8 protein-coding genes are annotated in these 8,861 nt (G+C 53.0%); 5 read left to right on the forward strand and 3 right to left on the reverse strand.

What is annotated here, in order from left to right:
- Positions 1 to 181 precede the first annotated feature (181 nt).
- The 4 genes from VB780_RS09800 (at position 182) to VB780_RS09815 (ending at position 5,458) form a co-directional block, all read left to right on the forward strand.
- The gene (locus VB780_RS09800; RefSeq protein ID WP_323350961.1) at positions 182 to 1,474 is read left to right on the forward strand and encodes a P-loop NTPase fold protein; all 1,293 of its coding nucleotides are present in this window, start codon (positions 182 to 184) and stop codon (positions 1,472 to 1,474) included.
- On the forward strand, positions 1,474 to 2,991 hold the full coding sequence (locus VB780_RS09805; RefSeq protein ID WP_323350962.1) for a tetratricopeptide repeat protein: 1,518 nt from the start codon (positions 1,474 to 1,476) through the stop codon (positions 2,989 to 2,991). Before VB780_RS09800 ends, VB780_RS09805 begins: the two co-directional genes overlap by 1 nt.
- A 565-nt stretch (positions 2,992 to 3,556) precedes the next feature.
- Positions 3,557 to 4,747, forward strand: a complete 1,191-nt coding sequence (locus VB780_RS09810; protein WP_323350963.1) for a benzoate/H(+) symporter BenE family transporter — start codon at positions 3,557 to 3,559, stop codon at positions 4,745 to 4,747.
- A 192-nt stretch (positions 4,748 to 4,939) separates the two neighbouring features.
- Positions 4,940 to 5,458: a CHRD domain-containing protein gene (locus VB780_RS09815; RefSeq protein ID WP_323350964.1), complete on the forward strand. Its 519-nt coding sequence runs from the start codon at positions 4,940 to 4,942 to the stop codon at positions 5,456 to 5,458.
- Between the two features lie 130 nt (positions 5,459 to 5,588).
- Here the strand turns inward: VB780_RS09815 and VB780_RS09820 are convergent, their stop codons facing one another.
- On the reverse strand, positions 5,589 to 5,753 hold the full coding sequence (locus tag VB780_RS09820) for a hypothetical protein (protein WP_323350966.1): 165 nt from the start codon (positions 5,751 to 5,753) through the stop codon (positions 5,589 to 5,591).
- Positions 5,754 to 6,276: 523 nt separating this feature from the next.
- On the opposite strand from VB780_RS09820, the gene VB780_RS09825 reads away from it, so the two are divergent.
- Complete coding sequence (locus VB780_RS09825; RefSeq protein ID WP_323350967.1) at positions 6,277 to 6,648, forward strand: hypothetical protein; 372 nt, start codon at positions 6,277 to 6,279, stop codon at positions 6,646 to 6,648.
- A 315-nt stretch (positions 6,649 to 6,963) separates the two neighbouring features.
- Here VB780_RS09825 and VB780_RS09830 read toward each other — a convergent pair whose 3' ends face one another.
- Together VB780_RS09830 and VB780_RS09835 are read right to left on the reverse strand one after the other, a co-directional pair.
- Positions 6,964 to 7,332: a hypothetical protein gene (locus VB780_RS09830; protein WP_323350968.1), complete on the reverse strand. Its 369-nt coding sequence runs from the start codon at positions 7,330 to 7,332 to the stop codon at positions 6,964 to 6,966.
- Positions 7,333 to 7,702: 370 nt separating this feature from the next.
- Positions 7,703 to 8,380: a hypothetical protein gene (locus VB780_RS09835; RefSeq protein WP_323350969.1), complete on the reverse strand. Its 678-nt coding sequence runs from the start codon at positions 8,378 to 8,380 to the stop codon at positions 7,703 to 7,705.
- Positions 8,381 to 8,861 lie beyond the last annotated feature (481 nt).

Raw genomic sequence — 8,861 nt, forward strand, 5'->3', positions numbered from 1 at the left:
TGGCCTACAATCCCAAAAAAAGACTCAACCGCACCTTAGTTAGACTCATTTCAATTTTTCCTGGTTTCAGAATGAGACTATAGTTTTGGCTGCTGCGGTTCTCGATTAAGAGCCCCTAGCGCTGTAGATCGAGAGTTTGTCTGAGACGATAGTATTAAAGGGCTTCATTGTTATCGGTGGTATGGATCAGGCGCTTTTAGAGCGATTTCAGCAGGCCTACAAAGATTTAGACCTGTTCCCCCTGGTGGAACCAGAAACCATTGAGCAGTTTCGGGTCGATTATGGCCTGCCTGTGATGGTGCGGCTGAAGCGCGAGATTGAGGCGTCGGTTAAAAATGGCAAGTTTATTTTTGCGGGCCACCGGGGCTGCGGCAAGTCTACGCTGCTAAAGCGCCTGGCGATTGACATGCAGCCTAACCATTCTGTGGTGTTTTTCTCGATCGCAGACCTGATTGAGATGAGCGGCATTACCCACGTCAATATTCTCTATGCGATCGCCATTAAATTGCTGAGCCAGGCAAGCAAGCAGCGCATTCCGGTAGCGGAAGATATTAAACAATCGCTGCTAGGTTGGAATACTACGGAGCGCACCCAAATCTCCAGCCAAGCCACAACAGGAGAGCTAGGGCTAGGGCTAGACAATATTCTCAATATGTTCACGGCTAAGCTTCAGCAAGAAAAGAGCTTCCGCGATGAGCTAGAGAAGACGTTTGAGAAGCGCATTTCTGACCTGGTGGGCAAGTGCGATCGCCTGGCGGCAGCCATTCAAACCGCGACCAAAAAGCCGGTTTTGGTAATTATCGACGACCTCGATAAGCTGGATCTGCCCCTGGTGGAAGAAATCTACCGCAACAACATTAAGTCGCTGTTTTCGCCCCAGTTTCAGGTGGTGTTTACGATTCCTGTTTCGGCGGTGCAAGAGCCCCAGGTGATGGGGGCACTCAATTCTGAAGGGGTTGTGCGGCCTCACCTGTTTCCGGTGGCGAAGTTTTTTGCTAAGGCCGACTGCCACAACCCTGAGGCAGAGCCGGTGGCCAAAACCTTTGATGTGTTTTTGAAGGTGCTGGCTAAGCGGCTACCCGACGAGCTAGTTGATGCGCAAACGGCTCGAAAGATGGTGTTAAAAAGCGGGGGCGTGATGCGAGAACTCGTGCGCATTGCCCGCGAATGCTGTACAGAGTGCATGGTGCAGCTTGAAATTGAGCCCGACAGCAGCAACGTTAACATTGACGATGAGATTTTGACGGCGGCGCTGCGAAATTTGCGCCACGACTTTGCTCGGCAGATTGGCAGCGATCTGTACGATCTTTTGGTGGAGGTGTATAAAACTGCTGAGACCCCCGATGCCAGCAGCGACGGTTTTGTAAAACTGCTCCACGGGCTGATGGTGTTGGAATATGAAAACGATGCGCTGTGGTATGACGTGCATCCGATTGTGGTGGATTTGCTGAAGCAAAAGAAGCTGATTGAGTGATGGATCTTGTGGATGATGTGGCGGCCGAAAATCATCATCAGCTGCGCCGGTTGGTGTGGTCGATACAGTCGAGCTATGGGCGGCTAAATTTGCTGGTGGCGATCTGCGATAACTGGAAGTATCGCGATGAGATTATTGACACCTATGAGGCGGAGCTGCGGGAAAAGGGGACAAGGTGCGATCGCGTTCGCATTGACCTGCGCCAGCCCAGCCTGAAGCAAAGTCTGCAAACCTGTGTAGAGCAAGAGCCGGAGTTGGCGACCAGCCCCGCTGCGATGGTCACTATTTTGGGAGTCGATGAGCTGCTGGGGCTGCGGCTGAACCAGGAGCGATCGGCCCTGGAGCAGTTTTTGTTTTCGTTGCAGTGGACAAGGGAATCTTTGCGGGGGTTTCAGCTGCCGCTGGTGCTGTGGCTGACGCCGCGTATTGCGGCGCAGTTGGCTGACCAAGCGCCCGATTTTTGGAGTTGGCGAGGGGGCGTGTTTGAGTTTTCGCAGCCGATCGCCTGGGCGTTTGAGCCAGAGCGTGTGCAAAGCCAGAGCCAAGAGCAAGCTCCCAGCTCACCTGCTGCTGACCCCGCCGATTTGCAGCAGCAGATTGATGACTTGCTGGCCCAAGATCCAGACTCGCCACTTTTAGGTAGCTTGTACAACGACTTGGGCAAAGCCTTGACAGACAAAGTTCGCTATGGCGAAGCCGAAGTTGCCCACATTACTGCCCTCCACCGCCGAGAGCAGCAGTTGGGGGCTGACCATCCCGATGTGGCCATCAGTCTAAATAATCTAGCTTTGCTGTACAAGTCAATGGGGCGCTATGGGGAAGCGGAACCTCTCTATGAGCGATCGCTCGCCATTGATGAACAAGTCTATGGAAAAGACCATCTCGAAGTGGCTGCCGACTTAAACAATCTAGCTGCGCTGTACGACTCAATGGGGCGCTATGAAGAAGCGGAACCTCTCTATGAGCGATCGCTCGCCATTGATGAACAAGTCTATGGAAAAGACCATCTCGAAGTGGCTGCCGACTTAAACAATCTAGCTGCGCTATACGACTCAATGGGGCGCTATGAAGAAGCGGAGCCCCTCTATGAGCGATCGCTTGCAATTTGGGAACAGCAGTTGGGGGCCGACCATCTCTCTGTGGCCACTAGCCTAAATAATCTAGCTACGCTGTACAAGGCTATGGGACGCTATAGGGAAGCGGAACCTCTTTACGAGCGATCGCTTGCAATTCGAGAACAGCAGTTGGGGGCCGACCATCCCTATGTTGCTCAAAGCCTAAATAATCTGGCTGGGCTGTACGACTCGATGGGGTGCTACGGGGAAGCGGAGCCTCTTTATCTGCAGGCGCTGGCGATTCAGGCTAAAACGCTGCCTGAAAATCACCCTTACAACAAAACTGGCTACAACAACTTCAGGAGCTCAGTACATGCCGCCCTAGAGGCCGGACAGGCCGATCAGCTCTCTGACCACCCCATGACCCAGGAAATCTTGCGGCAGCTCTCAGGGCTTGAATAGTTGCCTATCTGGCAAATCATCAATCCCTTGAAACCTCTTCAGGGATAGGCTTTGGGATGAATGAGTTTTTCATGGGACTAAATTTGGACTAAATTTTTGAGCCTTTTTGGAGGGTGTCCCCCAATCCTTGCTGCGCGACGCTGGGCCTGAGAGAGTGCTATCCATCGCAACCCAAGGATAGCTGACGCAACCTAGATCGCCCCATGCAGTTGCCATCAAGCCAGCTCACCAAGTTGATCTCAGAACTAGTCTTTGGCTACCTTTCTTGAGACTTTTGATGAGACGGGCAAGTCTTGAACTGAGGCGATCGCCCCAATTGCTCACCCCTACATCAACACCTAGAAGACGCATTTGCCTAAGACTAGATTCAGGACAAAGGAGGGGGCGATCGCCCCCTCCAGAAACACTTTCGTCCTCAAAAGGGGTCTTCTGAGTATCATTCTAAGACCTGCAAGTGAACCATTGAGTCTTAGAATGAGATGCGATCGCCGCAAAAAAGTAACTCCATTTAAGCCTGAGATTCTTGAAGTCCTGTAGCCTAAGTCCAGGCATCAACTCCGAGACCATGGCAGCCAAAGGCATTCTTCGCGACGTTTCTCTCTCGGCCATCATTGCTGGCTTTGTCACCGTACTGGTGGGCTTCACCAGCTCAGCGGTGATTGTGTTTCAAGCCGCCCAGGCGCTGAACGCAACTCCAGCCGAAATCGCCTCGTGGATGTGGGCCTTGGGCCTTGGCATGGGCCTCACTTCCATTGGCCTTTCCCTGCGCTACCGCGCCCCCGTTGTCACCGCCTGGTCTACCCCCGGCGCTGCCCTGCTGATCACCTCCGCCGCAGGGGTTCCCATGGCGGAAGCGATCGGGGCATTTTTAATCTCCGGGGTGTTGATTACCCTGGCCGGGTTCACCGGCTGGTTTGAGCGGCTAATGAACCGCATTCCCCTATCGCTGGCGGCGGGCATGCTGGCCGGGGTGCTGCTGCGCTTTGGGCTAGATGTGTTCACCGCCATGCAAACCCAGTTTGCAATGACCTTTGCCATGTTTTGCGCCTACCTGGCCATGCGCCGCGTGAAGCCCCGCTACGCCGTGGTCGGTGCGCTGGCGGTGGGAATTGCGATCGCCGCCCTGCAAAACCTGATCCAGTTCGACACTGTCACCCTGCAACTCGCCCGCCCCCTGTTCACCGTCCCCCGGTTCTCCCTAGGGGCAATCATTGGCGTTGCCCTACCGCTGTTTATAGTCACCATGGCCTCGCAAAACGTGCCGGGCGTCGCCGTGCTGCGGGCCTCTGGCTATGGCTCAGTCCCCATATCCCCCGTTATTGGCTGGACGGGGGCGGCCACCGTGATCTTGGCCCCCTTTGGTGGCTTTGCGCTAAATTTAGCCGCCATCACCGCCGCTATCTGCATGGGGCGCGAGGCTCACGAAGACCCCGCGAAACGGTATGTGGCGGCGATCGCCGCCGGTTTCTTCTACTTGCTCGTCGGCTTTTTTGGGGCCACCGTTGGCGCGGTGTTTGCCGCCTTTCCGCAGGAGCTGGTCTTGGCGATCGCCGGGTTAGCCCTGCTGGGCACCATCGGCAACGGCCTGTTTACCGCCCTGCGCGACGAAGCTCAGCGAGAACCCGCTTTGATCACCTTCTTAGTGACAGCATCTGGGATCACCCTCTTTGGCGTTGGCTCCGCCTTTTGGGGCCTAATCGCCGGAACAATGGCGCTGATAATTTTTCAGATTAGAGCGCTTGCAGACAGCGAGTAGGGGCGATCAAAAGCACCCACCCCACCCCGGCAAACCGTCGCAAATGTATCAATCACAGCCTCAATTCTTGTCTTCGGCGCATCCAATCTTGCTTTTTCTCCGTACAAGAGATAGACGGGGCAAGCGCAGCAACGCTAACGAGCCGAGATATCCGGCGTTTAGCCCCAGATAACGTTCAGCAAGAAAAGAGATATGAAAAACAAGCTTCAAGGTTTTAGTTTTGCTCTGGGCACAGCGGCTGTAGCATTAGGCGTCACGCTATCCCAGAGCGCCTTTGCCGGTCACACCAATGCCGTATTGACCACCCAACTAGACGGCAGCGCCGAAGTCGGGACTGATGCCAGCGAAATGGTGGGCGATGCCACCGGCACCGGCAGCGCCTATGTGTTTGGCGTCGATGGCGACCCCACTACCCTGTGCTACGTCTTAGAAGTATCTGGCATCCAGATGGTACCCGTGGGCGACGGCATGGCTGCCCACATTCACGAAGGGGCCATGGACGAGAATGGCCCGGTAGTAGCCGCCCTCGCTGGCCCGGAAGACGGCAATGCAGGCGACTGTTTGACCGAAGGTGAAGAAGGCAAGTTTCCCACTGGTGAAGCCGGTATTGTTCAGCGAATTTTGAGCAATCCTGAAGCGTTCTACATCAACGTCCACAACCCGGTCTTTCCCGATGGGGCCATTCGCGGACAGCTTGAAGCCCACAACTAAAGACACCTGTTCCCTCTACTGCAACGCACCTTACGTCGCTTGAGTGGCTTTAAAGCAGCCTAACTGAATAGGGTTTACTCGCTCGCGAGCATGGTTATGCTCGTGAGCGCTTTTTATGGCCCCACTTCACCTATGACCTCAACCGTCGCCGCTCAAACTCCCGCAGCCGACGCTCAAACTGCTGCCAGTGGCTATCCATATCATCTAGCGAAACCTCAAACAGCTGGGCCGGTTGGTCGGCGTGCAAAATCGCATGAACTTCGGCAAGTGATTCGCGCCAACTTCGGCAGGTCATGTCCACTTTTTTGAGGTAAGGTCAGCTTGTGCTTTTTGCCCCAGCGACAGACTGCTGCTAAGTACACAGTATATGGCGCAATACTCGAAAGGGGTACCTGGAAGCGAACTAATGTACTCACCCTGATAGTCAAACCGCAGCTAAATGCACCCAAAAATGACCAAATGTTACGAGGCCAGTTCTCTGAGCAGGAATACCCTGCAACTGAAACCCCTTAATTTATAGGCCTTTAGGGCTTCTAAATCAAGGGGTTCAGGGGTTTTAGGTTGTATGGGCGATACTGGTTTCGAACCAGTGACCTCTTCCGTGTGAAGGAAGTGTAGCGGGTTTTGAAAGTGTCTTATGACAAGACTTTCAGGCAATTTAAGAATTGAGTATTAGAAATTTACCCCAATCTTTACCCCAATCGCTTTTGGGGTAAATTGCTGTCTGATTTTCAGATTGCCTCATTTTTGCCACAGCTCAGCCCTATCCGTGCTCTAGACTCAGGCTCATCAACTGAGATGAGGAGGCTAGCAGGGCCATGACTCATGACCAGGGATTAGAGGACTTGCTTGCGAGTCCGGTATTTTTGCAAGGTCTTTCGCCGCAGGAGGCTAAGATTTTCCAGGCAATGTGCGGGGAGCTGAGTGGCTTGGCCACCCAAATCGCCGGTTCAATTACGGCTCAATCTTCTTCAGGGGCACCTGTGGATCTGATGGCGCTTTTCCAGAACATCTCCGCCGCTGTGAAGGATGAGACGGGGAAAGCATCCCTGTGGGAACAGTTCCAGGAGCAGAGTCAGGGCACACAACTTACGTTGGCAGAAATTGGCCAATGTCCGGTCTCCCTTGAGGAACTGGAAAGAGCAAAACATCAAGTTGGACAATTGCTGCGACTGATTGACCAGATCTAGTAGGCCACCAATCATCGTTCCCCCAAGAGAAGCCAGGGTGCTTGTGAAAGCAGCAGCACCGAACCACGGTGAGAACGGCATCGCGCCCACAAGCAAGAGAGAGGGAGTCATTCCGGCGGCAACAGCACCAGTTAGTGCAAGCGTATTTTTGATAATCATAGTTATTCCTATAAAAATACTTCGACTGACATTAAAAAGCTAACTCATAGGAAAGGGGAAATATTTTTAGAGTGCCAGTTTATATTTCCCTTTGTGACACTTGAGAACGGTTACATTAAAACTCCCAATTATGGTCTGGATCATCCAATGCTGCTTCTACCTTTGCCAGTCAGCCAAATCTTTAAATGGGCTTGCTTTTGCCAGGTCTACAATGCTGATCAACACGGCGGCAAGTTGGTCGTTATTTTCCATTGAGATTGCCTGATCAGCCAGAGCAAAGAAATCCTTAAAATTCTCTGCTCGTTCATTGAATGACCTGTCGAGAAACTGCATCATGACATCGCGCCGCTGTTGGATATCAGCCAGCGTAGTCTTTTCCCAAGCGGTGATCTCTCTGCGCTTTGTGCGCTCCTCCTGCACCACCCGCTGATACTCTGAATAAGCATCAACAAGCTGTTTAAAGCAAACAGCAGAGCTCATCGGGGGCATAAACTTATTTGCGGCGTGGATAGGATGATAATTCATGCTTGATTCTCACTGGTCGTATTGCCGCCGTCCTCTTTCTCACTTAAAAACCGATATTTGGCCTGAATGTCGAGTGAGCCTGAATTAAGCTGCCCCTCAGTGTCTAGTACTGGCGTCTGAGAGAATGTTTGAAAAGTCCTATTTCTTGTAGCAGAAGTTGTCGAGTGAGCCTGAATTAAGCTGCCCCTCAGTGTCTAGTACTGGCGTCTGAGAGAATGTTTGAAAAGTCCTATTTCTTGTAGCAGAAGTGAGGATCCCCCTAAATCTCCCTACCCTGCGGGAAGCCGTAAGCGTCTATAAAAAGGGGGACTTTTACCCCCCTTTTTAAGGGGGGCAGGGGGGATCAGCAGGTAATTAAAGCTACAGCGACTCACTTTTCAAACGCCCTCTGAGTGATGTCGGCTATAGCCTTAATAAGCAACGCTACCTGCTGAAACATTTGAGCATCCCGCTCTCGCTCAAATGGTTTTGACTCCAGCACTTGTAAGCCTGACAGAGCCTGCCCATTCAATGTCTCTAGGATTTGCCATAACTCAGAAATTCTGCGCTCTACTTGGCCAGCAAACGCTTGGGCAGCTTCAATTTTTGCGATCGCAGCTTTGACCTCTGCCTTATACTTCCGGGCTTTGGTCAGGGCCTTTTCCCCCTCACTACCTAGGACAAAACCACCAATGGCGATCGCTGGCCCCAGCGTCATGCCTCCCAGCACCATTGAGCCCAACGCCATCCCGCCGCCACCAACTGCCAACGAACCACCTCCAAACCAAGCCAGCATGGCATTGGTAGCCGCCGCGCCACTGAGCGTAGAAATGGCTGTTCCTGTACTGGCTACGCCCACAGTTGTAGCAATAGTCATAGCCCCGCCATAGCCCGCCGCTGATGCTGCTACCGCCGACACACCCCCTTTGAAATACCGCTCTGCGTGGATAGCAGCATTCTTGTACTTCTGAACCTGTTGGACTGAGACTTCCAATCCATTGAGGAACTCTTTGTCCGACATAGCCGCCTGCCGCCCAGTGGATTCGATGAAGCGGACAAAGGCCCCCACCGTCTCTTGCAGGACGCTGAGTTGGAATTCACCGTACTCCTTAGCACGCGGTTAACCTCGTCCCAACGCTTCTCTAGGGCTTCAGTAGCAGCCTCGTGGCGTTCCTAGGCACGTTGGGCCTTGCCCTCGGCCTTTTTCATATTGGCTACACCACTGGCCCCGGTAGCTGCGCCATAAGCAGCAGACCCTATGGCGATCATTCCCAAAATTACCGGAATCATATGAACTCCCGTGTGGTGTAGAGATATGAAACAGGCAGCACCACTAACACCAAGTGTGCCCATCTTCGTTTGATAGCGCCCTTTCACTCGATCTTGAGAACTTTAGAGCCAAACAATGGTGGAAGCTTCATTTAGAGGGTGTTTGAAAAGTTAGGGCTTGAGTAAAAAAGCTCACTCCGTATAAGTTGCAGATGAATGTCAGCAATGCCGGAGTGAGACGATGAGTAAAGACTACCCCAGCAACCTAACCCGAGACCAGT

Source organism: Leptolyngbya sp. CCNP1308 (genome assembly GCF_034932455.1).
Lineage (GTDB): Bacteria > Cyanobacteriota > Cyanobacteriia > Phormidesmidales > Phormidesmidaceae > Nodosilinea.

Excerpts from the sequence above, each read along its gene's own strand:
- VB780_RS09825 (WP_323350967.1), top strand. The coding sequence starts at position 6,277 with ATGACTCATGACCAGGGATTAGAGGACTTGCTTGCGAGTCCGGTATTT.
- VB780_RS09820 (WP_323350966.1), bottom strand. The coding sequence starts at position 5,753 with ATGACCTGCCGAAGTTGGCGCGAATCACTTGCCGAAGTTCATGCGATT.
- VB780_RS09810 (WP_323350963.1), top strand. The coding sequence starts at position 3,557 with ATGGCAGCCAAAGGCATTCTTCGCGACGTTTCTCTCTCGGCCATCATT.
- VB780_RS09805 (WP_323350962.1), top strand. The coding sequence starts at position 1,474 with ATGGATCTTGTGGATGATGTGGCGGCCGAAAATCATCATCAGCTGCGC.
- VB780_RS09800 (WP_323350961.1), top strand. The coding sequence starts at position 182 with ATGGATCAGGCGCTTTTAGAGCGATTTCAGCAGGCCTACAAAGATTTA.
- VB780_RS09830 (WP_323350968.1), bottom strand. The coding sequence starts at position 7,332 with ATGAATTATCATCCTATCCACGCCGCAAATAAGTTTATGCCCCCGATG.
- VB780_RS09815 (WP_323350964.1), top strand. The coding sequence starts at position 4,940 with ATGAAAAACAAGCTTCAAGGTTTTAGTTTTGCTCTGGGCACAGCGGCT.